Consider the following 26,778-nt stretch of genomic DNA (forward strand, 5'->3'; position numbering starts at 1 on the left):
GCCAGCAAAAGCTGGCCTGAAAAACTGTTACGCGTTTGCTCTTTTCTCAAGCATAGCAACAGCTGGTAGTTTTTTCCCTTCTAAGAACTCTAAGAAAGCACCACCGCCCGTTGAAATGTATGAAATTTCATCTGCAACGCCATATTTGTCGATTGCTGCTAGCGTGTCGCCGCCACCCGCAATTGAGAAGGCATTAGACTTTGCAATTGCATTGGCAATCGCTTCTGTACCATTACCAAACTGGTCAAATTCGAAAACGCCAACTGGGCCATTCCACACAACCGTGCCTGCATTTTCAATGATTTTAGCTAGAGTTTGCGCTGTATCAGGACCGATATCGAAGATCATGTCTTCATCAGATACTTCAGTCACATCTTTGATAGTCGCCACTGCTGATTCAGAGAACTCAGTACCTACAACGACATCTGTTGGTACTGGAATGTCACCATCGTTTGCACGCGCTGCTGCTGTTAATTTATTTGCTTCGCCGATTAAATCAGCTTCGAAAAGCGACTTACCAACAGGGTGACCTGCTGCCGCAACGAAAGTGTTCGCGATGCCGCCACCAGCAACTAGCTGGTCAACCACAGTTGATAATGAATCAAGTACAGTTAGTTTAGTCGATACTTTAGAACCACCTACAATCGCCACAAGTGGACGTGCCGGGTTATCAAGTGCTTTACCTAGTGCATCAAGTTCAGCCGCTAACAGTGGGCCAGCACACGCAACTTCTGCAAATAAGCCAACGCCATGCGTAGACGCTTGAGCACGGTGAGCTGTTCCGAATGCATCCATTACGTATACGTCACATAATGCAGCAAGCTGTTTAGCTAGTGCCTCATCATCTTTCTTTTCACCAACATTGAAGCGTACGTTTTCGAATACAACCACTTCATTGTCGGCAACTTCAACACCATTTAGGTAATCTTTTTCTAAACGCACGTTTTGCTCTAACGCTTCATTTAGGTAGTCAACTACTGGCTGAAGTGAGAATTCTTCATTGTATTCGCCCTCTGTAGGACGACCAAGGTGAGACATCACCATCACTTTTGCGCCTTTTTCAAGTGCAAGTTTAATAGTCGGAAGTGAAGCGCGAATACGCGCATCAGACGTTACTTTGCCGTCTTTTACTGGCACGTTTAAATCTTCACGAATTAAAACACGCTTGCCTGATAAATCTAGATCCGCCATTTTAATGACTGACATTGATGTCTCCTTTAAGAACGATACTGGGTAATAGCTTTGTTGTTATTTAGCGGCCATCATGGCCTCAGCGGTGTCGAGCATACGGTTCGCAAACCCCCACTCGTTATCACACCATACTAAAAGTTTTACTAACCTTTTATGACTTACACGTGTTTGCGTGCCGTCAATGATACAAGAATGTGCATCATGGTTAAAATCTACCGACACCAAAGGCTCTTCGGTGTAACTTAAAATATTTTCTAATCGGCCTTGTGTATTAGCCTGAATTGCCTGATTTATTTTATCTAAATCAACGTCTTGATTTAGCGTAACACTTAAATCCATGGCCGTCACATTTATCGTCGGAACACGTACAGCGATGGCTTCAAAGCGACCTTCAAATTTAGGCAAGATGCGCTCAATGCCACGGGCTAATTTAGTGTCGACTGGAATAATTGACTGACTCGCTGCACGAGTACGACGTAAATCACTATGATATGCATCGATCACTTGCTGGTCGTGCATTGACGCATGGATCGTAGTAATAGCACCCGATTCAATACCAAAAGCATCATCAAGGACTTTGATCACAGGTACAATACAGTTGGTTGTACAAGAACCATTAGAAACAATTGTGTGCTCAGCTTTAAGCTCTTCTTCGTTAATGCCATACACTATGGTTGCATCAACATCTGCATCGGCAGGTTGTGAGAATAAAACTTTTTTAGCGCCTGCATTTAGGTGTTTTTGAGCGTCTAAGCGACTGTGGAACACACCCGTACACTCAAGTACCACATCAACTTGCAAAGCCTGCCAAGGTAAATGAGCCGGATCTGACTCACTAAACAATTGGATCTTATCGCCATTTACTTCTAAGAAAGGTGCATCATGCGAAACCGAGTAAGCAAAACGACCGTGAGAGGTATCATATTTAAGTAAATGCGCAACGGCTTTGGGATCGGCTAATTCGTTAATAGCCACGATTTCAATATCTTGATGGCGGCCTGATTCATATAATGCACGCACAACATTGCGTCCAATACGACCAAACCCATTTATTGCCAGTTTTATTGCCATTAAGTTGTGGACCTAGCTAAATGCAGAGACAGGAAAGTAACTTCCTAAAAGATGGCGCTATTGTAATCGACATAGGCAAATTATGTATACACTTGCACGAAAAAAAATCTTACATCAAGGCCGAAAGTTTAAGTGGCTTACCCGCCCCTATTTTATTTGTTAAGACTAATAACAGCTCAGCGGTTGCTAAGGCATCGGTGAGCGCATTGTGCACTTCATAGTCTGGCAATTGATAACGAGAGCGACAATTCGCCAGAGTTAGGCTGTCCTGATGTAATTCGGTATTTTGCTTTAATTGACGCCTTTTCTCAATCTGCATGGTGTCGACTATGACCAAAGGGAGTGCCTCTAAACCTAACGCTTTACTATTTAATCGGATAAACCCCCAATCTAAATAAGCGTTGTGGCACACTAATACCTTACCGTGCAAAACATCACATAGCTCAGTCATTAAAGTCTTAAGAGATACCCCTTCACTAAGCGTTTGCTCATCGATACCATGAAAAACCGGACTCTGTTCTAACTGCTTAACATCACTATTAATGATGTGCCTAGCACTTTTTAATTGAATTCTGTCACTGCGCATCGTCACCCAAGCCGCAGATACAATTTCATGTGCTTTAGGGTCAAGCCCTGTGAGTTCAAGATCTAAAACCACAAACTCCACTTCATCGAGTGATTTACCTTTGGCTTTTAAATAGCGAAGCGCTTTTTGTACTAACTTCTGCATTTACAAACTGCCTCTGGCAAACTTAAACGCGCAGGCCTGCTGTGCTTGCTTTATCAGATAAAACGCTTCTTTTAATTGATGTTTTTCTAAAGAGGTAAGCATTTCAGGGTCAATACAATTACCCGGCAAGCCCTCTTTATTCAATTGGGTTTTGAGCCGCAATTGCGTCAGGTAACGCCAACAATCTTTGAGGTTATAAATATCTTTATCGCTTATTAGATTAAATTTAGTCAGCGCATCCAAACGCTCAAGGGTATTTGCCCGCCTTACTCCAGCTTTTAGTGCATAGAGCCTTGCAATATCATTGATGATCACAACACCGCGCTTTTTCAGATCTAAATACTTATGCTTAGATTCACTCTTCTCAAGTTTAAATTGCTGAAACAAACCAATCGGTACTGAGTTCGCGTTAATATCTGTGGCCATGGCCGCAAAGAAGAGTTCATTTTTGCTGAACCGCTCAAGCCACATACATAAGTCATTATATAGCTCATTCGAACCATCAATAAAGCGCAGATCAAAAAAGATCTTACAGTTCAACATGGCTTGTGGCGTGGGGGATTTAATCCACTTAAAAAATCGCTCTGACCACTCATTCAAGGTACCGCAACACTCAGGGTTGCTTGCCATAATATTACCTGGGCAACGCTTAATACCGCATTCAACCAGTTGTTCACAGACAAATTCGCCCATCCCTTTGAAATAAGCTCTTTGCGCTTCGGTTAGGCTGTTCGGTAGTAATAAGCCATTGTCTTGATCTGAATGCAGGGTTTGCTCTTCACGGGCTTGTGAACCAAAGCCAATAAAACTAAACGCACACGGTGCTGTACCATGCTCTTGCTGATAAATACGAATTAACCGACTGGTCAATGCATCGGTCAGGCCACTTAATAGTTTGCCCATAACCGAGATATCATCAATGTTATGAGAGAAACTCTTTAATAATGCAGGGATCTCTTGCGCATACAGGCGTAACTGCTGAACCGATGTCGCTTTATAAATGCGGCCAATAAGTTGCACCGGATCGCTTTTTTGCTGACGCAACAAGTCTGTACTAGTCAACATGCCGAGTGGTGTGTAATTTTCATCGAGCACAGGCAAGTGATGTATGTTGTGTTTAAGCATTAAATGCAAAGCAGAAAATACTCGATTATTTTCGAAGATGAATTTTGGCTTAGCCGTCATCACCTGATTAATTGCCATATTAGGATCGACATCTTTGGCCAGAACCCGATTACGCAAGTCTCTATCAGTGAGAACACCGATAAGACTCTCTTGCTCGGTAACCATAATTGAAGAGACCCCATGATCACTCATTTTCACCGCGGCATTACGAATTGATGCATCCGGTCCGAGTGTTATCGCCTTTCTGGTCAATAACTCACTGATTTTCTTCTCAGACCAGTTATCACTTTTTTGCTGATAATGAGATGACAGTAAGCGATTAGCATGAGCGCGCACAAAGTGTTGTTCGAATGCCTTATATTCACGACGTAAGTAATCAAAGCTGGCTTGGTTTAAAATATAAATTAAGCCGGGGGTCAACACTTCTATGCGGTTTTGTATGGCATCGCCGGTGAGTAAAGACGGAAATCCAAAATAGTCACCTTCTGCAATTTGCGTGATCACTTCTTCTTTGGCATTGACCAGATCATATTGACCTGAGCGGACTAAGTATAAATTTGGTTCAGTAGATTTGAGCCACTGTGACTGATTATCTTTGTTTAAGTAAACAACTTCTAAATGGGACACAAAATAGTGGGTCGCCGCTTCTGGTAATTGGCTAAATGGCGCCTGTAAGGCAACAAATTTTGCGACTTCAGCAACTTCTGGGGTCATGCTCTACTCCTAAGTCACCCGCCTATAAACAACTACAATAAAAGAGAGGAATGTTAGTGTTTACGCTTAGGTATGAATCGTTTTAGCAAAATACAGCTATAAAACCGAATTTATAAAAATGCAAAAACAGCACTTTGCTAAAACGAATAAAAGCCCAGCTTGGTCGGCTGAGCTTTGTGCTTATTCGCTCAAATATTAGTGGGCGTGTGCCTCACCTGAGCCTTTAGGGTTACGAATACTGTCAACCATGTCTTGAACTTCTTTTGGTGTTTCAGCAGTTAGTTTAAGAACAACCGCAGCAACGATGAAGTTAACTAGCATACCGATGATACCAATACCTTCAGGAGAGATACCGAATAACCAGTTTGCTGGTGCATTTAGTTCAGGGCTGATGAACTTGAAGTAAATGATATAAGCCGCTGTGAAGCCAATACCTGTTACCATACCCGCAATCGCACCTTCTTTATTCATCTTCTTAGAGAAGATACCCATGATGATTGCTGGGAAGAAACTCGCTGCTGCTAGGCCGAATGCAAATGCCACAACTGAAGCCACAAATCCAGGCGGGTTGATACCGAAGTACGCTGAGATTGCAATCGCTATCATCGCCGCTAAACGCGCAGCTAGAAGTTCTTGTTTATCACTGATATCTGGTTTCAGCGTACGCTTAAGTAAATCGTGCGACACAGAAGTAGAAATTACCAGTAGTAGACCCGCTGTGGTTGATAGTGCTGCTGCAATACCACCCGCTGCGACTAATGCGATAACCCAAGCTGGTAGATTCGCAATCTCTGGGTTCGCAAGTACCATGATGTCACGGTCAATCTTCACTTCGTTAGCACTGTTTGGATCTGAGATCTTGCCTGCAGTGTACTGCATCTTGCCATCGCCATTCTTATCTTCGAATGTGATAAGACCAGTTCTTTCCCAGTTTTTAACCCAAGCTGGTGCTTCTTCATATAATGTACCGCTACCATCTTTACCATTGATTGTGTCAATCATGTTTACACGCGCAAATGATGCAACCGCAGGTGCTGTGGTATAAACAATCGCGATGAATACAAGCGTCCATGCTGCTGAGATGCGCGTATCTTTTACTTTTGGTACTGTGAAGAAACGTACGATTACGTGAGGCAGACCCGCTGTACCAACCATAAGTGCGGCAGTGATAGCGAATACATCGATCATGCTCTTAGAGCCTTCGGTATATTGAGAGAAACCCAGTTCGGTACTCAATCCATCGAGTTTATCGAGCATATACACACCCGAACCATCAGCTAGGGTTGCACCAAAACCTGTTTGCGGTAATAAATGGCCCGTCATCATCAGTGAGATGAAGATAGCTGGTACTAGATAAGCAAATACTAATACACAATACTGAGCAACCTGCGTATATGTGATACCTTTCATACCACCTAATACAGCGTAGAAGAATACGATAACCATACCGATGTAAACACCGGTTTCAATGTCTACTTCTAAAAAACGAGAGAATACAACACCTACACCGCGCATTTGACCGGCAATGTAAGTGAAACAGATAAAGATTGCACACAAGATAGCTACTACACGGGCAACTTGAGAGTAATAACGATCTCCTATGAAATCTGGTACCGTAAATTTACCAAATTTACGAAGATAGGGTGCTAAACAAAGCGCCAGTAGTACATAACCACCAGTCCAACCCATTAGGTAAACACCACCGTCGTAACCGGCAAAAGAAATAATACCCGCCATTGAAATGAATGATGCTGCACTCATCCAGTCTGCGGCAGTTGCCATGCCGTTTGCCACAGGTGGTACACCACCGCCAGCAACATAGAATTCTTTAGTTGAACCCGCTCGAGCCCAAATTGCGATGCCGACATAGAGCGCAAAGCTCAAGCCAACAATAATAAAGGTAAGAATCTTAACATCCATCTTCGTGCTCCTTATTCATCTACGCCGTATTTTTTATCAAGCGTATCCATTTTGAACACGTAGACAAAAATCAAAGCCACAAAGGTGTAAATTGCGCCTTGCTGTGAAAACCAAAACCCTAATTTGAATCCAAAGAAGCGGATTTCATTCAGTACATCTACCAGTAAAATGCCAAAACCAAATGACACTACAAACCATACTGTTAATAGCTTAAACATGAGGCTCAGATTTTCTGACCAATATGCTTTTGCTTGTTCTTCATCTTTAAAAGCCATTTTTGTTGTCCCCTATCACTTGCCAATGAATTGGCTGTGTTGGTGTTAATCGTCACTATCTACATTAGCAACGCCCTTATAAGTTGGAATTGCTACCTTAGTCGTAACATCAAGTTAACGTTTACGTAAACTGTAGATTGACACACTAAAAACATCAAGTTTAATTATATTTAACAGATACTTAGCAAATTAAACGTTTGCATTTTGAGCAAAAAAGGCATTTTTGGGATGGTATAAGACATTAGTCTAATTTGGCCAGAGCAATAAATACAAAATCTATAATAAACAGTCAGTTAAACATTGAATTGCGATACAAAAAGGATTACAAAAAAAGCAAATGTGGTAAGGTTATTTGGTCGACAATAAAAAAGATAAGACTATGAGCGCTGCACTGATATTTGTTTCTCTTTGTTATATAGGGGTTTTGTTTTGGCTGGCAAACTGGGGCGATAAAACTACCCCCCGTGCGTTAAAGTTTAGTCACCACCCTTTTGTGTACGCATTGGCACTTGGCATTTACTGCACCTCATGGACTTACTATGGTGCCGTGGGCACTGCTGCAGCGAGTAGCTGGCATTATTTACCTATCTTATTAGGCCCCGCTTTATTATTTTTATTCGGACAAGGTTTTTTAAGAAAACTGGTATTAGTCAGTAAAAAACAAAATATCACCACCATTGCCGATTTCATCTCTGCCCGCTACGGCAAACGACAAACCACAGCCGTCATGGTTACCATGATAGCTTTGTTGGCGACCATTCCTTATATTGCACTGCAACTTAAAGCGCTGAGTTCTAGCTTTTTATTACTGCAACAGGATGAACAGCTCTCTGGTACTGTTTTAGCGCTTACGGGTACCTTGATCATCGCCCTATTTGCTATCTTTTTTGGTACTCGTAAAGTCGACGTCACCGAATACCGTTCAGGCTTAATGCTGGCCATTGCTTTTGAGTCTATTATTAAGCTGTTAGCACTTGTTGCTGTGGCGGCTTTAGCATTAATCGCACTATATAATCAGCCAAAACATAGCTTGAATTTACTCACCCACTGGCAAGACTTTAACTTTAGTAGCTTCAACTTTATTGGTCAGAGCCTGATCGCGGCTGCGGCTATTATCTGCCTGCCCAGACAGTTTCATGTTACGGTCGTAGACAACCAAGATAGAAAGCACTTACTTACAGCTAGATGGGCTTTTCCTCTATATCTTATGTTAACTGCAGCGATGATAATCCCGATTGCGACTGCAGCTATTCATCCGAATATTGGCTCTCATTTGGCGGCAGACAGTTTTGTACTGGCATTACCTATTTCAACCGGCCACCCAATTCTCACGACGTTTGTCTTTATCGGTGGGCTGTCTTCGGCAACTGCCATGATTGTTGTAGCAACACTCACACTCAGCACTATGTTGTCGAATGATGTAGTATTGCCACTGGTATTAAAACGCCGCTTTCACCGCGCCCCTGCACTGGGAAATTACAAGTCTTCCATTCTCTTGATCCGCCGCTTTATCATTGCCGCCATTTTATTATTGGCTTATTTATACCAACAACATTTCGGCCATGGAGAGTCGCTGGCAAGTATGGGTCTTGTGGCGTTTTCATTAGTAACCCAATTATTACCAGCCATAGTCTGTGGTTTATATTGGCGTAAGGGTCATGCTTATGGTGTGTATGCTGGCTTATTAGCTGGATTCATCTGTTGGACGCTGTTTTTAATGATGCCCATGGTCGATATGGGGTTCTCTCTCAATTTTGAAGCAAGGCAGATGCTGATCACTCAGGGCACTTTAATCGCCCTTTTTGCGAATATCAGTTGCTACATCAGTTTTTCATTAGGTGCCCATGAGCGTTTAATCGATAAAATCCAAGCTGCAGCCTTCGTCAATCCACGTGAAGAAGCGGCATTGATTAAGCGTATGAACAAAAACGTCAAAGCAACCGTGTATGACTTTAAAGTACTATTACAGACTTTCTTAGGTGTTCAGCGTTCACAACAACTACTTGGCCATTATACGTTATTACATGATATTGATGACAATAACGCCTATCCAGAGCCTGAGTTTATTGCCTATTGTGAACGTGCCCTCACCGGGGTTTTGGGTGCTTCATCTGCGCAAGCGCTTATTCATACCGTTGCCTCTGGCAAGCAAATGGCATTTGAAGAGGTAGTTAACTTTTTTGATGAAACTACCCAAGCGCTTCAGTTTAACCAAAACTTACTTTATACATCACTCGAAAACCTCTCTCATGGCATTTCTGTGGTAGATAAAGACTTAAATCTCGTCGCTTGGAACAAACGTTATGCTGAGATGTTTAATTATCCTGAGGGCTTTTTAGAAGTCGGCCAACCAATAGAAGAAGTCATTCGTTTTAACGCCCAGCGTGGTGAATGTGGCCCGGGCGAAATTGATCGTCTTGTGGAAAAACGTGTTCAACACTTAAGAAATGGCACTCCCCATCACTTTATTCGCCACCGTCGTGATGGTCAGGTGTTTGAAATGACGGGAAACCCTCTACCTGAAGGCGGGTTCGTGACCAGTTTTAGTGATGTCACCATGCACATCGCCACACAGAATGCCCTGGAAGAAATTAACATGGATCTTGAAAACCGTATCGAAGCGCGTACTCAAGAGATCCGAAATATTAATAAAGACTTAGAAGCACAAATAGACTCGAGAATTGAAACTGAGCACGCCTTAATCGCTGCAAAAAAAGAAGCAGAAAAAGCCAATGATAGTAAAACTCGATTCTTAGCACTTGCTAGTCATGACATTTTGCAACCGCTCAATGCCGCCAGACTATACTCTGCTGCAATTGACCCGAATCACCTTTCGGTTCAAGACAGAGGTAGCTTTGATAAGCTCAACGACTCGCTCGATTCTACTGTTCACCTGATGTCGTCTTTACTTGATATTGCCAAGCTAGAACAAGGCGCCATGCAGCCGACCTCAAGACATTTTAGTATCGATGATATTCTCTGCCCTCTTGCCAATGAGTACGCGATTTTATCGAGTGAAAAAGGCCTTAAATTAAAAGTAAGAAGCAATCAAAATATTGTACATAGCGATACCACTTACCTACGCCGCGTGATCCAAAACTTAGTGTCGAACGCCGTAAAATACACAGACTCTGGCAAAGTATTGATTGCAACCCGCAAGCGAAAACATGGCTTATTAGTCGAAGTGTACGATACGGGTCCAGGGATCAGTGAATACGAACAAGCAAAAATATTTAACGACTTCTACCGCATACACTCAAATGACAACAAAGGCGTAGGTTTGGGTTTAGGGGTCGTAAAACGTCTATGTGACCTGCTTTCAATTGTCTTAGAAGTGAAATCTATCCCTGGAAAAGGGAGCCGCTTTAGCGTGTTAATCCCTTATGGTGATGCTAATTTAGTAGCGAAGAAAACTCTCACAACCTCCAGAATGCCGCTTGGAGATAACAACGCTAAGCTCAATGTTATCGCCGTAGACGACGATCCTAAAAACCTAGAAGCCATGTCGAGTTTATTAGCTAAGTGGCAAACTAACTACGATCTATTTAATGATGTTGATTCGGTACTGGCACATGCAAAATCAAATAAGGCCCCAGATTTAATCCTCATGGATTATCAGCTAGGCACTGAATGTGATGGCATCACCTTAATCAAAACTTTGAGAGAAATATGGCAATTACAAGTGCCTGCCGTGCTCATTACTGCTTTACGTGACCAAGAAGTAAAAGCTGAAGTGAAGGCTCTGAACATTCATTATCTATCAAAACCGGTAAAACCGGCAAAATTGAAAGCATTAATGAATTTTGGGCGTTAATTAGCATGAGTTAGCTATTTTCATTCCTTTGTAATAAAGCTAGAGTGACTATTCGACTTTGCAGAGGAATGAGGAAATGCAAACAATACTAACCACGCAATGTGATGACGATGTTGGTCTGATCGCAAAAATTACTGGGCTCTGTTACGAGCATAATCTTAATATTACCCGCAACAATGAATTTGTTGATAAAGAAGCGAAACGCTTCTTTATGCGCACCGAATTAATAGGAGAACCCAGTGAGGCTTTTCTTGAGCAATTAAAAAGTCAGTTGCCATCAGGGGCCAAAGTTGAGCTCTTTGACGAGTCAAAAAGAAAGGTGGTATTACTGGCCACAAAAGAGGCTCACTGCCTTGGTGGTGTGCTACTTAAACAATACGAGCAAGCGCTTAACATCGAAGTACTGGCTGTCATTGCCAATTATCCAGATTTAGAAAAGCTGGTGTCTGGCTTTGATATTCCTTTTCATTGTATTTCACATGAAGGGTTAAGCCGTGCTGAGCACGATAAACTCGTAGGGGATGCTATTGCACAATATCAGCCTGACATTATTGGTCTTGCCAAATATATGCGTATTTTGTCACCTGAATTTGTTGCCCGCTTTGAGAACAAAGTGATTAATATCCATCACTCTTTCTTGCCTGCGTTTATTGGCGCAAAACCTTATCATCAAGCATTTGAGCGCGGCGTTAAGATTGTCGGTGCAACCGCACACTTTGTGAATAATGAACTCGATGAGGGGCCTATCATTGCACAGAATGTGACGCCAGTGACCCACATACACAATGCTGAAGCCATGGCAAAGATTGGTCGAGATATCGAGAAGACCGTGTTCTGTAATGCCTTACAGCTCGCTTCTGAGCACAAGCTGTTTATCAACGGCAATCGAACTGTGGTGTTTAGTTAACTAAAACTAAGGTTAGCTAGAAAACTAATGGGCTTGTTACAGCTTGATATTCCAAACTGTGACAAGCTTTTGGGACTTTGCACCAAAACACTCCTTGCCTAGTACATTAAAAATCTTCTATCGCATAACCGCGATGTTTAACTCACTGCTTCTACGGGTTCTAGTTGTAGTTTTGAAGCAATCAGTACAGCTTGAGTACGGTTATAAACGCCCAACTTTCTAAAGATAGCAGTAATATGTGCCTTTACTGTCGCTTCAGAAATATGTAATTCATAAGCAATTTGCTTATTCAGTAAACCTTCGTGTAGGTATTGTAATACTTTATATTGTTGTGGTGTGAGTGAAGCAACATGTTGCGCGAGCTCTCTGTCTTCATTTTCAACATTGGCTACTTTATCTTTTATATTTTCTGGTAACCAAGTTTCTCCTTCGAGCACGGTTTCGATACCTTGCGCGATATCTTGCGTTGAAGAAGCTTTCGGAATGAAGCCCATGGCACCGTATGCCATAACTTTAGAAATGATGCTGAGATCTTCACTGCCTGACACAACTACAATGGGTAGACTTGGGTAATCTTCACGAATACGAATGAGACCGTATAAATCGCCGCTGCCGGGCATGTGAAGATCAAGTAATAGTAAATCTAATTCATCTTGCTCTGATAACACAGCAAGTGTACTGTCAAAACTTTCAGATTCGAAGACGGTTAAATCTTCAAACTGACTTTGCAATGCGCCTTTTAAAGCTTCCCTAAATAAAGGGTGATCATCCGCAATTAAAAACTGATTCATGCTTTACTCCTAAAAATTCGGCTGTCATCTGAAAGAAGACAGCCGATATAGTACGATTAGAATTTAATGAAATTCAAGTTTTTAGCGTTCTATTAACGATTTAAACGATTTTCTATTAATTCATCTACTACAGTAGGATCGGCCAGTGTCGACGTATCACCTAGCTGTTGGTGCTCATTCGCGGCGATCTTACGTAAAATACGGCGCATAATCTTACCAGAGCGTGTCTTAGGTAGACCCGGAGACCATTGGATCATATCTGGAGAAGCAATTGGGCTTAGCTCTTTACGTACCCAGTTACGCACTTCTTTAGTTAGCTCATCACTTAGCTGCACACCTTCATTCGGTGTCACATACACATAAATACCTTGGCCTTTGATGTCATGCGGGTAACCAACCACAGCTGCTTCTGCAACTGCTTCGTGCGCAACTAAGGCACTTTCAATTTCAGCAGTACCTAGGCGGTGGCCTGATACGTTTAGCACGTCATCTACACGACCTGTGATCCAGTAATAGCCATCTTCATCACGACGACAACCGTCACCTGTGAAGTAAACGCCTGGGTAAGCTGAGAAGTAAGTTTGCTCAAAACGCTCATGGTCGCCATACACTGTACGCGCTTGTGACGGCCAGCTATCAAGAATAACTAGGTTACCTTCTGTTGCGCCTTGTAGTGTTTCACCTGCAGCATCAAATAGAGCTGGAGCAATACCAAAGAATGGACGTGTTGCCGATCCTGGTTTCATGTCTGTCGCACCTGGCAGTGGCGTGATCATGATGCCACCCGTTTCAGTTTGCCACCAAGTGTCTACGATTGGGCATTTACTGTTACCAATGCGCTCGTGGTACCAAGTCCATGCTTCAGGGTTGATTGGCTCACCTACTGAACCCATGATACGCAGTGAATCACGCTTTGAACTTGCGGTTGGCTCATCACCTTTCGCCATTAGTGCACGAATAGCCGTTGGAGCAGTATAAAGAATGGTTACATTGTGCTTATCAACCACCTCACCAATACGACCTGCGCTTGGGTAAGTTGGTACACCTTCGAATACAACCTGAGTACAACCATTAGCTAGTGGGCCGTATGCCATGTAGCTGTGGCCTGTGATCCAACCCACATCGGCTGTACACCAGTAAATATCGTCCCTTTTAATGTCGAACACATATTCATGGGTCATTGATGAATAAACTAGGTAACCACCAGTTGTATGTACGACACCTTTAGGCGTGCCAGTCGAACCTGAGGTATAAAGAATGAATAATGGGTCTTCAGCATTCATTGGCGTTGGTTCACATTCAGCTGGTACATCAGCCGTTAACTCGTGCCACCATACATCATGACCTTGCCAATCAACTTCACCACCCGTTAGTTGATGCACAACAACATGCTCAACAGTAGTCACACCGTCTTGAGAAACCGCTTCGTCAACATTGGCTTTAAGCGGAACTGTGTTACCACCGCGGCGGCCTTCATCAGAAGTAATCACTATTTTTGCGCCAGAATCTTTAATACGATCTGCGATTGCTGATGGTGAGAAACCACCGAATACCACTGAATGGATAGCACCAATACGTGCACAAGCTTGCATTGCATAAATTGCAAATGGCGTCATCGGCATATAAATCGCAACACGATCGCCTTTTTCAACACCTAGCTTCTTAAGACCGTTGGCAAGTTTTGCCACTTCGTCATGAAGCTGTTGGAACGTAATATTTTCGCTATGCTCTGGGCTGTCGCCTTCCCAAATAAGCGCAACTTTATCGGCTTTATCTTTAAGGTGTCGGTCGATACAGTTATAAGAAGCGTTTAGCTCACCATCTTCATACCAATTAATGCTGATGTGACCTTTATCGAAAGAGGTGTTTTTAACTTTTGTATAAGGGGTTGACCAATCAAGGCGTTTACCGTGTTCAGCCCAAAATGCTTCAGGATTGTCGATAGACTGTTGATATAAAGTTTCATACTGGTCGTTATTAACTAATGCATTGTTCTTGATAGCTTCAGGAACCGGATAAATGCTTTGTGACATAGTCATCTCCATATTAATTTACTTGCCCTTGGGCTTTCGTCAAGGATCACTCAGGCGTTGCAGTTTAAGAATTAGACCTTAGTTGTATAAAGGTTAAAAAACAAACACAGATCATTTTTTGCAATAAAGTGCCTAAAATAGAACCAAACAGTACAACCCTATATTAAATAAATGAAAAATACAGCGTAAAATACGATTAACCACTATTTTTATAGACGAAATACTGCCACGAATTATTAATGGTCTGTAAACTGTTTGTTTATTACTCCACCTTAGTCGTATAGACCAAAGGCTAATTGAGCAAAAAGCGACCATCAACAACAGTGGGTATGAACTCTTATTCATGACAGCGTCGTTGCAATTTACAACGTAGCTTTAAGGAACATCAACTATGACAACTAAAAGTGTAGCAATTAAAACCCTTACAGCACTAGCAGTATCAAGCGCTCTAAGCCTACCCGCTCTAGCAGGTACCATCGAAGACACCAAAGTAAGCTATGGCGGTTACGTTAAGCTCGACGCTATCTGGAGTGACTTTTCTGACGGTACCTTAGGCGCACAACACATTGGCCGTGACTTCTATGTACCGGGCACAACTCCAGTATCTGCTTCTAGCAGTGAAGATGCGGTATTTGACATGCATGCCCGTCAATCTCGTTTTAACTTTGGCACAGCCACCAAACTTGAAGATGGCAGCACCATTAAAACGAAAATCGAACTAGACTTTATTGCCTCAACGGGTGGTAATGAGCGTGTGAGTAACTCTTACTCTCCGCGTATTCGTCAAGCATTTGTTACCTACAAAGGCTGGTTATTTGGTCAAGCTTGGTCAAACTTCCAAAACGTCGGTGCACTACCTGAAACACTTGACTTCGTAGGTCCAGCCGAAGGTACAGTGTTCGTTCGTCAAGCAATGGCGAAATATACGAGCGGTAACTTCTCATTCTCAGTAGAAAACCCAGAAAGCACAGTCACCACTGCTGATTCTGGCCGAGTTGTAACAGATGATGCATCTATGCCTGATTTCACAGCGCGTTACACACACAAAGCGGATTGGGGTAACTTTGTACTTACAGCGCTTGCACGCCAGCTCACTTACAAAATTGGCGCGGCTGATGAAAGCGAAACATCATTCGGTGTGAGTGCATCTGGTCGTGTGAACTTTGGTAAAAATAACCTGAAGTTTATGCTAACTCAAGGTGCTGGCCTTGGCCGTTATGTGGGTCTAAACGTTGCAAATGGCGCGGTATATGACGGCTCTAACCTGCATACTATAGACTCAACATCAGGTTTTGTTGCTTATCAGCATCACTGGAATGACAAATTCCGCTCAACTTTCTTATATTCATTCTTCGAAGCGGATAATGTAACTGATGTACTTGGTGCGGGCTATAACCCAACTAAATCAAGCATGAGCTACAGCGCTAACTTACTTTACTCTCCAGTGAAAAAGCTGACTTTTGGTGCTGAATATAAAGTGGGTACTCGTGAAACTGAAAGTGGTGTAGATGGTGATTTAAACCGTATTCAAATGTCTGTGAAATACGTGTTCTAAACTCCCAACTTGTCCATAGCTAGCTTTCTAAATAGGAAAGCTAGCAAACTATGGGCTAAGTTTTTTAGCGGCATTATGCCGCTTTATTTTTTTACTTTTTCTTTTTACATCGAAAACACAAATTACTCTTTTACTAGCTGCTCACTTCTGAAAAAGCCATTTTCATCAGACAATAAATCAACCAGTTCAGGTAACACTTCATCCATGGTCTTTTTTAATGTCCAAGGCGGGTTGATAACCATCATGCCTGAGGCCGTCATTCCATGAACATCAGTATCGGCACTGGTTGCCAGCTCAAATAATTGAATGTTTCTAACGCCAGATTCTTTTAAGGTTTGCTCCATTAAATCAATGCGCTCTCTATCTACAACCGGATACCAAATCATATAGGTGCCAGAGCTAAATTTTTTATGCGCCTTAATTATCATCTTAACGGCATGCTGATAGTCGGTTTTAATTTCATAAGGCGGATCCATTAATACACAAGCTCTTCTTGAAGCTGGCGGCACTAAACCTTGTAAGCCTTTAAAACCATCTTCGCCTTTTACACGCAAAGATTTTTTATGCTGAGTATTTTTCTCGAGTAAAGTTAGATCTTGTGGGTGCAATTCAAAGAACCAGCCTTTGTCTTGGCGACGTAAAAACTGCTCTGCCACTTTTGGAGAACCGGGATAAAACGCTAATGACGCTTCGTTCATACCTCTAACCAGTTCGACAAAATCTAGAATTGCTTGATTTTGCCCTTGATAGTGCCAAAGCTTACCGATGCCATCTAGATACTCTTGTGTCTTTTGCGAATCGGCGCCTGCTAATTCAAAAAAACCAGCACCAGAATGCGTATCAATGTAATCAAACGATTTGTCTTTTTTAGTCATATACTCCAGCACTTGTGCCAGAACAAGATGTTTGATGATGTCAGCAGGGTTGCCCGCATGAAATGAATGTCGATAACTCAGCATAATTGCGCCTAAAAGTGTTTACCTGAAAGCTCTCTCAGGTTTAAAGATAACAACTTGCATTATCGCCTAATTCCCCTCAGATATAAACGACACAGACCTGAGAAATAATAAATATCGAGCAGCCAAACATTTAAAAATAGTGTTTATTACATGTATTCGAGCTGAATTTCCCTAAATATGACTAAATAATGACAAAATGCACCGCAAAGCTAGGTATTTGCTAGCATCCTTAGTCAGTTTGTTTTACATTTGTACCATACATAACAGTCAATAGAGCGCCTTTATGAACAACGAAACTCTCCCAAAACTCGAACAATTGATTGATGAACTGATCAACCAAAACAATCGTTTAAATAACGAACTTTCAGAGCTTAAAGCTCAAAATGAAAAACTAGTTGATGAAAACGAAACTCTACAGCTAGAAGTTCTTGAAAGCGAAGAAAAGCAAAAAGAGACAAGCCAAACTTTATCTGGCCTCTTGAGCAAGCTACAGAGTGCAACTCAGGCTAGCTAATGTCGCAAAAAACCAATCAAGTTGAAGTGAGCCTGCTTGGCAAAACACATCAATTTGCCTGCACTGAGGGGCAAGAAGCCGCGCTCCTCGATGCTGCAGCCTTGCTTAATAGCACAGTAGAAGAAATGAAGCAGCGCAGTTCTATACGCACTGAACACAACGCATTACTTATGGCCGCGCTGCATCTGTGTCATGATTTACAAGCACAGAAAACTGCGCAAGAAAACTTAATCACAAAACTTTCTTCTCATCTAACTAGCAGCGAAGAGTAATTATCTTTCATCAATTCGCATAATCGGTTAAATTACGTGCAACTTTGAATTGCACAGTAATGTTCTATTTGATTATGCGATTTTTATTCGCCCTACTTTTTATTTTTATCTCAATTTCAGCTTCTGCAACACAATGGCTAAAGGTCGATGACAAGACTTTTTTGATAGCCCCTCCGTCTGACGCCCGCTACCTCACAAGTAATCAGGCTATTTTAGTCGGTCAAAGGTGCGCTGCTATTATTGATGCACATGGAGACTTTAGCGCACTAGAAGATTTTGCAAGCGAAGTAAAAAAACGCATTCCCCAACCTATTTGCCATTTATTTAGCACCAGTAGTGATGAAGAACAAATCTTAGGGATGATGCTACTAGCGAATGAATTTCCTGATGCGACATGGCATGCACCGAGTCATGTTTCACAGTATTTCAATGAATACCAAAGCGCCTTAAAAGATAAACTCTCTCGATTCGAAAAAAGTCTACAACTCAGTCAATCTCGATTAGAAACACACTCTAATGTTCAGATGCAGCAACGGCTAAATAAAGCTAAGGCGCGTATTGAGAAGTGGCAAAGTAGACAATTTTCCTCTCCTACTTTAATAAAGGCTGCTCAAGTGACTCTAGATTTAGGTGAGCACTCTATTGTCGTAGAAGAAATCGAAGGGGCAACACAAGGTAACCTAAGTATATTAAGTCATCATAATCTGGGATTATTTGCAGGCTTAACCACGAACCCTATTCCCTATGTGCAGAACAGTGATTTAGAGGCTTGGCTAGCAACAATCAAAAAACTACGAAACTCTGAAAAAGTGACTTGGTTACTACCAGCACAAGGTAAGCCATATAAACTCAAAGCGTTACAAAAACCAATTTCCTTCTTAGAGGCCGCAATCAACAGCGACTCGATGGTGATGCCAGAAGCATTGCTGGCAATGTACAAAACGGATGAGCTCACACAAACTCGGTTAAGATTAATGTATGAGCTGGCTAAAAACAAACAGGCGCAAAAAATGCAAAAGCAAGGGACAGTGCTATAATTGGTCAGGGAGCATGGGTATGAGTATACATTTAAGACGCATTTTATTGTGTATTGGGTTGCTAGTACTAACAGCATGCCAAAGTACCTCTACACCTCATCAAAACGCCCCAGCTGAACCTCATGAAATTGCGGCGCTATTCAATCAGACTACACCTGAATATAAGCCCTATCTAGCAGATAAAAAAACACAAGAAGACATACACTCCAGTATTACACCTGAAGTTAGACCTATTGTTTACGACGATCTTTGGCAAGAAATAATTGCCAGTTTAGCCTTTGACATAGTGCCGACACCTCGCTTGCAAAAACGCATTGACTGGTATTTGAAACAGCCCGATTACTTGTTAAAAGTGAATAAGCGTGCAAAACCTTATCTGTTTCACATTGCCGAAAAGATAAAGCAAAAAGGCTTACCCATGGATATGGTGTTACTGCCTTTTGTTGAGAGTGACTTTCGTCCTAAGGTGCACTCTAGTCAAAGTGCTGTGGGTATTTGGCAGCTAATGGATAGCACCGCCTATCACTTTGGTGTAACAACCGATGAGTGGTACGACGGCAGACAAGACGTGTTAGCTTCAACCGATGCCGCCCTTGATTATTTAGTTTATCTATACCAACGCTTTAACGATGATTGGTTACATGCGCTCGCAGCCTATAACACCGGAGAGGGCCGAGTAAAAAAAGCGATTCGAAAAAGTAAAAAGCAAGGCAAGCATGGCTATTTCTGGCAGCTCAAACTCCCTTCTGAGACCGCCGATTACGTACCTAAACTACTCGCCTTAAGCTATTTGCTTCAGGCCAAGCACCCAAATTTCAAGGTGCCTAAGCTGCCTAACTATGCTTTAACCAGTGAAGTCGACTTTGCTCAGCGTTTTGATTTTTCAGTACTTGCCTCACTCACAGGGGTTAGTAAAAAACAACTCCACCAGCTAAACCCCGGCTACCTGCAACACCAAAGTGCCCCAGAAGGTCCTCATAAAGTATTGTTACCCCTGACCGAAAAACAATTGTGGCAAAGTGACTTTTTTCAAAACTACTTTAGCCAAACTTATACCGTGGTTAAAAATGACACCTTTTATGGTTTAGCACGTCGCTTCAATACCTCGGTCAATACACTAATGGCACTCAATAATAAGCAAACGAGTCTTTTAAAAGTGGGTGAAGTACTAAAAATAAAAAAAGCACAACCACTCGACAACTTAATGCTTGAATATCAAGTAAGCCCTTATCTGGCCCAAGAAGAAAAACAGCCAGTGTTAACCATGGAGCATGAATACATCATTCAAAATGGCGACTCTCTTTGGGAGATCAGCAAAAAATTCAATGTACCCGTAAAAGATTTACTGACATGGAATAACCTAAAAAGCACTAGCTTGCTAAAACCTGGTAAAAAGCTATTACTGCATTTACCCAGACCTGCACAAACACCTAAAAAGTCTGAACCGAAAAAATTTCTTTCTGAGCTAGAGCAACTCGTAAAGCCGAATACTTCTCCTTAACACTCGCACTAAATGCTTTGCTCACGTAAAATGTGCGCCAAACTGAGATAAGAGAGAAAAACATGCAAATTACTAAAGATACGGCTGTTGAGTTTCACTACACGTTAAGTGAAGCAGGTGAGCAAATTGAAACAAGCACAAATGCTGAGCCATTAACTTACCTTCACGGTACTGAAGGCATGCTACCAGGTCTAGAAGCAGCGCTTGAAGGCAAAGCCGCAGGCGACAAATTCAGTGTGACACTTGAGCCAAAAGACAGCTACGGAGAGTATCAAGAAGGTTTAATTCAGCGTATTCCTATTAAACACTTACAGGGACTTGGCAACAACAAAGTATGGAAGCCGGGCATGAGTGCCATTGTTGAATCAAATCAAGGTCGCCATCAAGTAAGCATTGTAAAAGTTGGCCGTTTTAACGCAGACTGTGATTTAAACCACCCTTTTGCAGGTAAAACACTGGCATTTGATGTTGAAGTGGTATCTGTACGTGAAGCGACGGCTGAAGAGTTATCTCACGGTCATGTTCACGGTGAAGGTGGTTGCGGTCACTAATTTTAGATTGAATAACTTATTATGAATAAAGTTGCCATCGTAACAGGTGGCAGCTTTGGCATCGGCCTCGCCGTTGTTGAAAAGCTGCTATCAGAAAACTACCAAGTCTATAATCTCGATATTGCCCCTTCTGAGGTTGGCAGTTTCGTAGAGTGTGATGTCAGTTGTGTCGCTACAGTAAAACAGTGCATTGCTGAAATTATTTCGCAAACAGGTCGTGTTGACGCCCTAGTCTCTAATGCTGGTAAGCATTTAAGTGCCACCATTGAAGATACCGATGAAGCCACGTTAGACGCATTATTTAACTTGAATGTAAAAGGCGCTTACGCAGCCATTCAAGCTGTTTTACCAAGCATGAAAGCACAAAATAATGGCGCGATTGTGTTAATGGCATCCGACCAAGCCATCATAGGTAAACCGAACTCGTTTGCGTATAACCTTACTAAGTCGTCATTGGCTTCAATGGCAAAAACCACGGCGCTTGATTACGCTAAGTTTAACATTCGCGCTAATGCCGTGTGCCCAGGCACCATAGAAACGCCGCTGTTCCACCATGCCATTGATAAGTACTGTGAAAAGAGCGGTGCTAACAAAGCTCAAATCGTGGCTGAAGAAGCGCAACTACAGCCATTAGGTCGATTAGGCCAAGCTCATGAAGTTGCTGCACTCACCGCATTTTTACTGTCTGATGATGCTAGCTTTATCACAGGCAGCCTACAAAGCATCGATGGGGGCTATACAGCACAATGATGCAGATAATTGATCCACACTTACACTTTTTTGACTTAAGTTTGGGTCAATATCATTGGCTCACTCAAGGCTCTGGTCCAAACTGGCCGAATCTAGATAAAATTAAGCAAAACCACCATTATGCCGATTTAGCCAATACTAAATTTGCAGTACATAGCTTTGTGCACATAGAGGCAGGGTTTAATAATGCCAAGCCAAGTGCTGAGCTTGCATGGCTTGCGAGTAGTACGCCTGAACACGTCCCTTTTAAAGCCATCAGCTACATTCAAATAGACAGTGAATCTGACATCTTTCAACAACAGTTAACTGAGTTACTATCAGCACCTAACTTTATTGGTATTCGTGATATTACCGAAGGCCAAGATTATCTTAGGTTATTGTCTGATAACACCAAAACAAACTTGAACACGCTCGCTGAACACGGCTTAGTCTTTGAAGCGCAATTTGAGCTTTGCCATCTTGATGCAGTAAAAGCATTGCTCAAAAGTGCCACACTGCATCCTAATTTTAAGATTGTTATTAATCACGCTGGCTTTATTGATAACCTGCATGATTACACAAGCGCACTCTCATTATTAAGAGATACAAATAACATCTTTATTAAGTTTTCTGGTCAGGAACACTGCGCTGATGCTTTATGCCCAAAGGCAAAATTAAATCTCTTATTAGAATACTTTGGCGAAGATAGAGTGATGTTTGCTTCTAACTATCCCGTTTGTTTAATGCGAGAGGATTATTTAAAAGTGTGGCAAGGTTACAGACAACTCGTGGATGACTATACCACTTGGCACAAACTCAGCTTTACGAATGCTGAGCGATTTTATTTCGGCTAACTAAAATCAAGCTACCCTTTGTTGGCAGTTTATTTTGACGCTCTGATCCTAACTAAGTCATAGGCCTTTAAACTTGGCACAATGGCTTGTAAGCGCGCTTCAGTTTCATCTAGTGAGTTTAAGCACTCACAGTATTCTTCTGCTTTATCTTCAAGCTGTTCCGCTTTCTTTTTTAGAGATTTATCGATTTCTTTGGAGATGATCTCCATACGCTGACCCATGTCTGTAATGCGATCTTCAATATTACCTTCGCGAGATTTAAAGGCATCACCGAGTGACACTAGAATTGAGCCTAGTGAGCCATGAATTGCAGAATGGATCTTTTGACTGATCTCTTGAGTAAAGAAGTCGTCAATTTTAGACAGTGACTGAGGCGCAATAAAAAAGAAGTCATCTCCGCGTTTGAACTTGTCCATCAGCGCACGTTCGACATATTGCAACTGAGTCTTTAATACTTCCGGCTCCTTGTCTGACATGCCTTCGACAATTTGTTCAATGGCACTTAAACCCAGGTTGACACCATCTGTAGCAAGACTCACAAGCTCTGGAACCGTATCGCGTATGCCCAGTGCGTATTCTTTCAAGACCTTGGTTTCTTCATCACTGAGTTGAATATAGTAGCCTTTAATGAGTAACTGTTCGTCGTTATTGATTTGCACGCGGGTTTGACCTTTATCGACGATGCGGATCACTGAATCAGTGATGATCAAGCCATGATCTAGCTCAACATCACATTTATCACTGGCCCAAACTGAGCCAGTAAACAGCGTTGTTAGTAACAGTGATTTAAACAAGTGTCGCAAAATAAAGCCCCGTCAAATTAAGGCGCACAGATTAGCAAATTCTCTCTTGAAGCTAAATCTATTTTGCGTAACGTACCAGTCTTAATCGACCAGTCTGCGTTTTTTTGAGATACCTGTTCTTGCCGTCAGAAACTTGGAACGTCCAGGCATATTGAGGCTCAAGCGTCACCGTCGTGCTAGACCAGTAATCTCCCTCTTCGCCACTGATTAATTCGTTACTAAAAAGAAATACGCCTAGATCAAGTTGCGGCAACGCAGGCGATGCACAACTGTGATCAATAATACTCGCAAGCTCTTTAATGTTAGGTACATGCCAGTCTGTGAAGCCTGCATGACTATTATCATTAGCCTCTAATAGTGCTTGTTGCCAAGTAAGTTTCTGTGTACTGCCAATACAGGTTTTATTATCAGCATTATAATTAAGCCCAACTTCGCATTGTTGCCACATGAGGCCAGTGCTTCTATCTAATACAACACCTTCAGCCTCATCAATTTCAAAACGATCACCAGGCTCAATAAAGCCAACCGGATTGGTTGCTTCGCTAATACATACTTGGGCCGAAGCACTTATGCTCATGAGTAAGACCGGCAGTAAAAAAGTGTGTTTAGTTACCATTATTCGACACCTCTCTGACAAGTCGGATATAAGCCTTGGTAGACTGTTCTAATTCAACCGTTTCACCTGTCAGCATATCAAAAGCATACGCTTCAATTAGGTTTGAATTATTAGTTGCACCTTCAATACTTACCTGTGAAGTCCAGTAAAAGCTGTTGCTATTCCATTGCGGGTTAGCTACAGCAGGAAAGTAATTAGGATCTAACACATAAGAGCTCCCTGATACCTCACCATAATTAAAGATGCCCATCAGCTCAGTGAAAGTCGGCAAGCGCCAGTTTCGACCTCCACAATAGTTTGTCGCGTTTACATCATCAATATACTGTTGTGTATCACAATAGGTATTACTAGGGCATGTTGATACATTCGTCCCTCGCGTACCGTTCGGGTAATTCGTTAAAAACCAGGTATAGGTATTTCGTGTATCGCGAAGTGGTGTATTTGGAGGAGTCGCAATATTTGGCTGTTTTACCTCCCAAATCAGCCCTGTGTTGTTGTCTTTAACACAGCTAAAACTACTGGTGGAACTATCGATAATAGGTCTTGCATTCTCATCTAGCTTAGTAAAATCGAAAGATGCAAGGCCAGCACCTGTTTTTCCCTCATTCTGCACAAAGCTATCTCGGCCAAGCTCGGCATCTTGCCTCGGGAAAACATCACTTTCACAGTCTATAACCGTTTCACTGTCAAAACAGCGTTGTTGACCACTGTCATTTAAATTCTCACCGACAGCCCGCCTTTGCACACTGACTTCCATAGTATCTTTATCAGTAAAACCACCTGGTTCTGAAACAGTAACTTGAAATTTTAACAATGAAGCGATATCAACATCAGGCGCGGTAAATGTTGTTTGGCATAACGTTGGATCTGTAATTAAATCTTCAAGCTGAGTTTTTGGTCGTTCTAACTGCTCCCACAAACATGTGTATTCTCCCGATGAGGACAAACTCGCTGTGGCATTCAACTCAACTTTATCAAACTCAATGACTTTTATATCTTCACCCGCATCAGCAAAAACCACTTGCGCATTTTTATACAAGGTCAACGAGAACTCAGTGCTACTTTGGCCGCCTTCGTCATCTGTTAGAGTCAGCTTAAACCTTGCAGTGTCATTCGCAGATAACAATGGGTGAATGAATTTTAAGGTTATTTGATCATTGCGTTCAAAAGTCAGTTCAGGGCCACTGACTTGCTCCCACAAATACTCAATGATTTTTCCGTTCTCATCAGGGTCTTTAGACTCGTCCGCACTTAATGTAATTTCATCTTTATATTGCAGCTCATCTCTATCAGGTAAGGTTTTTTTTATATGAGGAATCGGTAACTGGTTTCTAGAACCTATCGCAATCGTCACCGTGTCAGAAACTAATACACCACTTGGTGCTAGGTACTCAACTTTTAAGGTCGCCGAGGTGTCTGTTTTTACATCTGGCGCAGCGAGTTTTAGGTCTTTACCTTCTTGCGGAAACCCTTCCATAGAGGGACCTTCCATCACTTGCCAAGTATATGTACCGCCAGCAGGTGAGCCTATGGCTGAAAGTGTAAACTCAGCTTTTTCTTCAACACTAAAATCACTGCCAGCGTTAACACTGGCATTTTCAACGGTATCATTGGAGTCGGAGCCTCCACCGCCACATCCTAAAAGTAAAAAACTCGCTATAACACTTAGAGATGCTCGACGCAACATAGACGCTCCTAATACAATTAGAGATAGCTATCTTGATGTATACGCACAAATAATTTTGTACCGACCTTACTATAATCGACTTTGTATTCGCGGCCATCAAGCGCTTGGATAAACAACAAACGTTTTACTTCCCCAAAAACATCGGCACTTGCGACTTGAACAACTTCTAAATAACGCTCTTTACCTTCGCGTCGGTTTCTTGGCAGTTCTTCTTTAAATGGCATAAGACCATTCGCTGTTACTTTAATTTTTGGGTGTGCCTCACCATTTACAATTACTAGGTCGAGCTTCTTTTCTTTATGAATAATGGTATTTCGACCACTTTTAATAAAGGCCCTTTCTATACTCATGAATCGTTCCTGTTACTTCTTGCAACGGTGGCCTGTTTTACTAGCAATTCTTGGACCACCATTTCTGGATTTAATTTCCAGTGGTTCAATAGGTTTGAAAAATCCCATATATCCCTGTCTAACACATTTGCAGGTAACAGCAAATGATAACCTGTCAACGTGTGTAAATGTTGCATCCGATTTGCGAACATGGCGATTAAACCGGTATAAGTTTGACCCGAGCCCGCTTGGAACTCACTTGGTTCAACAAGCCATTTTGATGGGCAGGAGCCGGATTTGCAATGCATTTTAACAGCTTGTAAAAAAATATGCCGCTGTTCAATTAATAATTTGCACGCTAATCGAGGGTGTAAGTCGTTTAAGAAGCTTGCTTCATCTTTGAGCTTTATCCCAACAGCATTTAATTCTGCTTGTTCAAAGCCATCAGTTGCTACAGGAACTCCAATAAATGAAAGATTAGATATATCGATACTCCACTCACCAACTTTATGATAGTAGGTAATTTTTCTATGATCCAATTGGAAACTATAGAAAGGCTCCCGGCTTTTCAAAAAGCCTAAAATCACCGCCATAATCGCGGTAGCCACAAATACGATTTCGATAATAGTAATGGGCGCTGCTCTGAGCGTCACAAACAGCATAACAATGGCGATGGCAACACCACCTACGAGCATAAACTCGATACTAAATCGGTTTGCAGAAGCCCTTAAAAAAACATGTTTCGTTGATTCAGCCATTGTAGAAACCAAAATAAAAGATGAACATCAAAACTGTCCAAA

The 26,778-nt window shown here is 42.0% G+C and carries 24 protein-coding genes; 10 read left to right on the forward strand and 14 right to left on the reverse strand.

The features are described 5' to 3' along the window. Window positions 1–27: 27 nt before the first annotated feature. The 6 genes from ABMY35_RS00375 to ABMY35_RS00400 form a co-directional block, all read right to left on the reverse strand. Window positions 28–1,206: a phosphoglycerate kinase gene (locus tag ABMY35_RS00375; protein ID WP_349284542.1), complete on the reverse strand. Its 1,179-nt coding sequence runs from the start codon at window positions 1,204–1,206 to the stop codon at window positions 28–30. Window positions 1,207–1,248: 42 nt separating this feature from the next. Further along, window positions 1,249–2,262, reverse strand: coding sequence for an erythrose-4-phosphate dehydrogenase (gene epd, locus ABMY35_RS00380; RefSeq protein WP_130254623.1), 1,014 nt, complete (start codon window positions 2,260–2,262; stop codon window positions 1,249–1,251). A 109-nt stretch (window positions 2,263–2,371) separates the two neighbouring features. After that, entirely contained in the window at window positions 2,372–2,992 is a 621-nt protein-coding gene (locus ABMY35_RS00385; RefSeq protein ID WP_349284543.1) for an exonuclease domain-containing protein, read from the reverse strand. Next, window positions 2,993–4,831 carry a DUF294 nucleotidyltransferase-like domain-containing protein gene (locus ABMY35_RS00390; RefSeq protein WP_349284544.1) on the reverse strand — a complete coding sequence of 613 codons (1,839 nt, stop codon included), beginning with the start codon at window positions 4,829–4,831 and terminating at the stop codon, window positions 2,993–2,995. A 195-nt stretch (window positions 4,832–5,026) separates the two neighbouring features. Then, entirely contained in the window at window positions 5,027–6,751 is a 1,725-nt protein-coding gene (locus ABMY35_RS00395; RefSeq protein ID WP_349284545.1) for a sodium:solute symporter family protein, read from the reverse strand. An 11-nt stretch (window positions 6,752–6,762) separates the two neighbouring features. Next, entirely contained in the window at window positions 6,763–7,026 is a 264-nt protein-coding gene (locus ABMY35_RS00400) for a DUF4212 domain-containing protein (protein WP_058028820.1), read from the reverse strand. A 379-nt stretch (window positions 7,027–7,405) separates the two neighbouring features. Between ABMY35_RS00400 and ABMY35_RS00405 the strand changes: the two genes are divergently transcribed. Together ABMY35_RS00405 and purU are read left to right on the forward strand one after the other, a co-directional pair. Continuing rightward, on the forward strand, window positions 7,406–10,840 hold the full coding sequence (locus ABMY35_RS00405) for a PAS domain-containing hybrid sensor histidine kinase/response regulator (RefSeq protein ID WP_349284546.1): 3,435 nt from the start codon (window positions 7,406–7,408) through the stop codon (window positions 10,838–10,840). A 76-nt stretch (window positions 10,841–10,916) separates the two neighbouring features. Next, window positions 10,917–11,747 (forward strand): formyltetrahydrofolate deformylase, encoded by an 831-nt coding sequence (purU, locus tag ABMY35_RS00410; protein ID WP_349284547.1) that lies wholly within the window; start codon window positions 10,917–10,919, stop codon window positions 11,745–11,747. A gap of 137 nt (window positions 11,748–11,884) precedes the next feature. Here the strand turns inward: purU and ABMY35_RS00415 are convergent, their stop codons facing one another. Beyond that, window positions 11,885–12,538 (reverse strand): response regulator transcription factor, encoded by a 654-nt coding sequence (locus tag ABMY35_RS00415; RefSeq protein ID WP_349284548.1) that lies wholly within the window; start codon window positions 12,536–12,538, stop codon window positions 11,885–11,887. A 92-nt stretch (window positions 12,539–12,630) separates the two neighbouring features. Continuing rightward, window positions 12,631–14,571: an acetate--CoA ligase gene (gene acs / locus ABMY35_RS00420; RefSeq protein ID WP_349284549.1), complete on the reverse strand. Its 1,941-nt coding sequence runs from the start codon at window positions 14,569–14,571 to the stop codon at window positions 12,631–12,633. A 391-nt stretch (window positions 14,572–14,962) separates the two neighbouring features. Here acs and ABMY35_RS00425 point away from each other — a divergent pair, with 391 nt between their 5' ends. Next, window positions 14,963–16,126, forward strand: coding sequence for a DcaP family trimeric outer membrane transporter (locus tag ABMY35_RS00425; protein ID WP_138479787.1), 1,164 nt, complete (start codon window positions 14,963–14,965; stop codon window positions 16,124–16,126). 122 nt (window positions 16,127–16,248) lie between these two features. Here the strand turns inward: ABMY35_RS00425 and rlmJ are convergent, their stop codons facing one another. Next, window positions 16,249–17,085 carry a 23S rRNA (adenine(2030)-N(6))-methyltransferase RlmJ gene (gene rlmJ, locus ABMY35_RS00430; RefSeq protein WP_349284550.1) on the reverse strand — a complete coding sequence of 279 codons (837 nt, stop codon included), beginning with the start codon at window positions 17,083–17,085 and terminating at the stop codon, window positions 16,249–16,251. Window positions 17,086–17,368: 283 nt separating this feature from the next. On the opposite strand from rlmJ, the gene zapB reads away from it, so the two are divergent. The 7 genes from zapB (at window position 17,369) to ABMY35_RS00465 (ending at window position 22,543) form a co-directional block, all read left to right on the forward strand. After that, window positions 17,369–17,599, forward strand: coding sequence for a cell division protein ZapB (gene zapB, locus ABMY35_RS00435; RefSeq protein ID WP_058028813.1), 231 nt, complete (start codon window positions 17,369–17,371; stop codon window positions 17,597–17,599). Next, window positions 17,599–17,871: a cell division protein ZapA gene (locus tag ABMY35_RS00440; protein WP_349284551.1), complete on the forward strand. Its 273-nt coding sequence runs from the start codon at window positions 17,599–17,601 to the stop codon at window positions 17,869–17,871. Before zapB ends, ABMY35_RS00440 begins: the two co-directional genes overlap by 1 nt. A 74-nt stretch (window positions 17,872–17,945) precedes the next feature. Then, complete coding sequence (locus ABMY35_RS00445; RefSeq protein ID WP_349284552.1) at window positions 17,946–18,908, forward strand: hypothetical protein; 963 nt, start codon at window positions 17,946–17,948, stop codon at window positions 18,906–18,908. A 19-nt stretch (window positions 18,909–18,927) separates the two neighbouring features. Next, the gene (locus ABMY35_RS00450; protein ID WP_349284553.1) at window positions 18,928–20,409 is read left to right on the forward strand and encodes a LysM peptidoglycan-binding domain-containing protein; all 1,482 of its coding nucleotides are present in this window, start codon (window positions 18,928–18,930) and stop codon (window positions 20,407–20,409) included. A 62-nt stretch (window positions 20,410–20,471) separates the two neighbouring features. Continuing rightward, window positions 20,472–20,960, forward strand: a complete 489-nt coding sequence (locus ABMY35_RS00455) for a peptidylprolyl isomerase (RefSeq protein WP_349284554.1) — start codon at window positions 20,472–20,474, stop codon at window positions 20,958–20,960. A 21-nt stretch (window positions 20,961–20,981) separates the two neighbouring features. Beyond that, complete coding sequence (locus tag ABMY35_RS00460; RefSeq protein ID WP_349284555.1) at window positions 20,982–21,710, forward strand: SDR family oxidoreductase; 729 nt, start codon at window positions 20,982–20,984, stop codon at window positions 21,708–21,710. Continuing rightward, a complete protein-coding gene (locus ABMY35_RS00465) occupies window positions 21,707–22,543 on the forward strand; it encodes an amidohydrolase family protein (protein WP_349284556.1) in 837 nt (278 codons plus the stop codon). Before ABMY35_RS00460 ends, ABMY35_RS00465 begins: the two co-directional genes overlap by 4 nt. 29 nt (window positions 22,544–22,572) lie before the next feature. On the opposite strand, the gene ABMY35_RS00470 is transcribed toward ABMY35_RS00465, so the two are convergent. The 5 genes from ABMY35_RS00470 to ABMY35_RS00490 are packed head-to-tail and all read right to left on the reverse strand — an operon-like array spanning window position 22,573 to window position 26,736. Further along, on the reverse strand, window positions 22,573–23,346 hold the full coding sequence (locus ABMY35_RS00470) for a YggN family protein (RefSeq protein ID WP_349284557.1): 774 nt from the start codon (window positions 23,344–23,346) through the stop codon (window positions 22,573–22,575). Window positions 23,347–23,404: 58 nt separating this feature from the next. Beyond that, window positions 23,405–23,962 (reverse strand): DUF1566 domain-containing protein, encoded by a 558-nt coding sequence (locus ABMY35_RS00475; protein ID WP_349284558.1) that lies wholly within the window; start codon window positions 23,960–23,962, stop codon window positions 23,405–23,407. Continuing rightward, window positions 23,952–25,649: a DUF1566 domain-containing protein gene (locus ABMY35_RS00480; protein ID WP_349284559.1), complete on the reverse strand. Its 1,698-nt coding sequence runs from the start codon at window positions 25,647–25,649 to the stop codon at window positions 23,952–23,954. Before ABMY35_RS00480 ends, ABMY35_RS00475 begins: the two co-directional genes overlap by 11 nt. A 17-nt stretch (window positions 25,650–25,666) precedes the next feature. Beyond that, window positions 25,667–25,999, reverse strand: a complete 333-nt coding sequence (locus ABMY35_RS00485; RefSeq protein ID WP_349284560.1) for a hypothetical protein — start codon at window positions 25,997–25,999, stop codon at window positions 25,667–25,669. After that, a complete protein-coding gene (locus ABMY35_RS00490; protein ID WP_349284561.1) occupies window positions 25,996–26,736 on the reverse strand; it encodes a DUF2982 domain-containing protein in 741 nt (246 codons plus the stop codon). Before ABMY35_RS00490 ends, ABMY35_RS00485 begins: the two co-directional genes overlap by 4 nt. Between the last annotated feature and the right edge of the window lie 42 nt (window positions 26,737–26,778).

Source organism: Pseudoalteromonas sp. BZB3 (genome assembly GCF_040104455.1).
Lineage (GTDB): Bacteria > Pseudomonadota > Gammaproteobacteria > Enterobacterales > Alteromonadaceae > Pseudoalteromonas.

Coding starts and splice junctions, on each gene's coding strand:
- ABMY35_RS00375 (WP_349284542.1), bottom strand. CDS start 1,206: ATGTCAGTCATTAAAATGGCGGATCTAGATTTATCAGGCAAGCGTGTT.
- epd (WP_130254623.1), bottom strand. CDS start 2,262: ATGGCAATAAAACTGGCAATAAATGGGTTTGGTCGTATTGGACGCAAT.
- ABMY35_RS00385 (WP_349284543.1), bottom strand. CDS start 2,992: ATGCAGAAGTTAGTACAAAAAGCGCTTCGCTATTTAAAAGCCAAAGGT.
- ABMY35_RS00390 (WP_349284544.1), bottom strand. CDS start 4,831: ATGACCCCAGAAGTTGCTGAAGTCGCAAAATTTGTTGCCTTACAGGCG.
- ABMY35_RS00395 (WP_349284545.1), bottom strand. CDS start 6,751: ATGGATGTTAAGATTCTTACCTTTATTATTGTTGGCTTGAGCTTTGCG.
- ABMY35_RS00400 (WP_058028820.1), bottom strand. CDS start 7,026: ATGGCTTTTAAAGATGAAGAACAAGCAAAAGCATATTGGTCAGAAAAT.
- ABMY35_RS00405 (WP_349284546.1), top strand. CDS start 7,406: ATGAGCGCTGCACTGATATTTGTTTCTCTTTGTTATATAGGGGTTTTG.
- purU (WP_349284547.1), top strand. CDS start 10,917: ATGCAAACAATACTAACCACGCAATGTGATGACGATGTTGGTCTGATC.
- ABMY35_RS00415 (WP_349284548.1), bottom strand. CDS start 12,538: ATGAATCAGTTTTTAATTGCGGATGATCACCCTTTATTTAGGGAAGCT.
- acs (WP_349284549.1), bottom strand. CDS start 14,571: ATGTCACAAAGCATTTATCCGGTTCCTGAAGCTATCAAGAACAATGCA.
- ABMY35_RS00425 (WP_138479787.1), top strand. CDS start 14,963: ATGACAACTAAAAGTGTAGCAATTAAAACCCTTACAGCACTAGCAGTA.
- rlmJ (WP_349284550.1), bottom strand. CDS start 17,085: ATGCTGAGTTATCGACATTCATTTCATGCGGGCAACCCTGCTGACATC.
- zapB (WP_058028813.1), top strand. CDS start 17,369: ATGAACAACGAAACTCTCCCAAAACTCGAACAATTGATTGATGAACTG.
- ABMY35_RS00440 (WP_349284551.1), top strand. CDS start 17,599: ATGTCGCAAAAAACCAATCAAGTTGAAGTGAGCCTGCTTGGCAAAACA.
- ABMY35_RS00445 (WP_349284552.1), top strand. CDS start 17,946: ATGCGATTTTTATTCGCCCTACTTTTTATTTTTATCTCAATTTCAGCT.
- ABMY35_RS00450 (WP_349284553.1), top strand. CDS start 18,928: ATGAGTATACATTTAAGACGCATTTTATTGTGTATTGGGTTGCTAGTA.
- ABMY35_RS00455 (WP_349284554.1), top strand. CDS start 20,472: ATGCAAATTACTAAAGATACGGCTGTTGAGTTTCACTACACGTTAAGT.
- ABMY35_RS00460 (WP_349284555.1), top strand. CDS start 20,982: ATGAATAAAGTTGCCATCGTAACAGGTGGCAGCTTTGGCATCGGCCTC.
- ABMY35_RS00465 (WP_349284556.1), top strand. CDS start 21,707: ATGATGCAGATAATTGATCCACACTTACACTTTTTTGACTTAAGTTTG.
- ABMY35_RS00475 (WP_349284558.1), bottom strand. CDS start 23,962: ATGGTAACTAAACACACTTTTTTACTGCCGGTCTTACTCATGAGCATA.
- ABMY35_RS00480 (WP_349284559.1), bottom strand. CDS start 25,649: ATGTTGCGTCGAGCATCTCTAAGTGTTATAGCGAGTTTTTTACTTTTA.
- ABMY35_RS00485 (WP_349284560.1), bottom strand. CDS start 25,999: ATGAGTATAGAAAGGGCCTTTATTAAAAGTGGTCGAAATACCATTATT.
- ABMY35_RS00490 (WP_349284561.1), bottom strand. CDS start 26,736: ATGGCTGAATCAACGAAACATGTTTTTTTAAGGGCTTCTGCAAACCGA.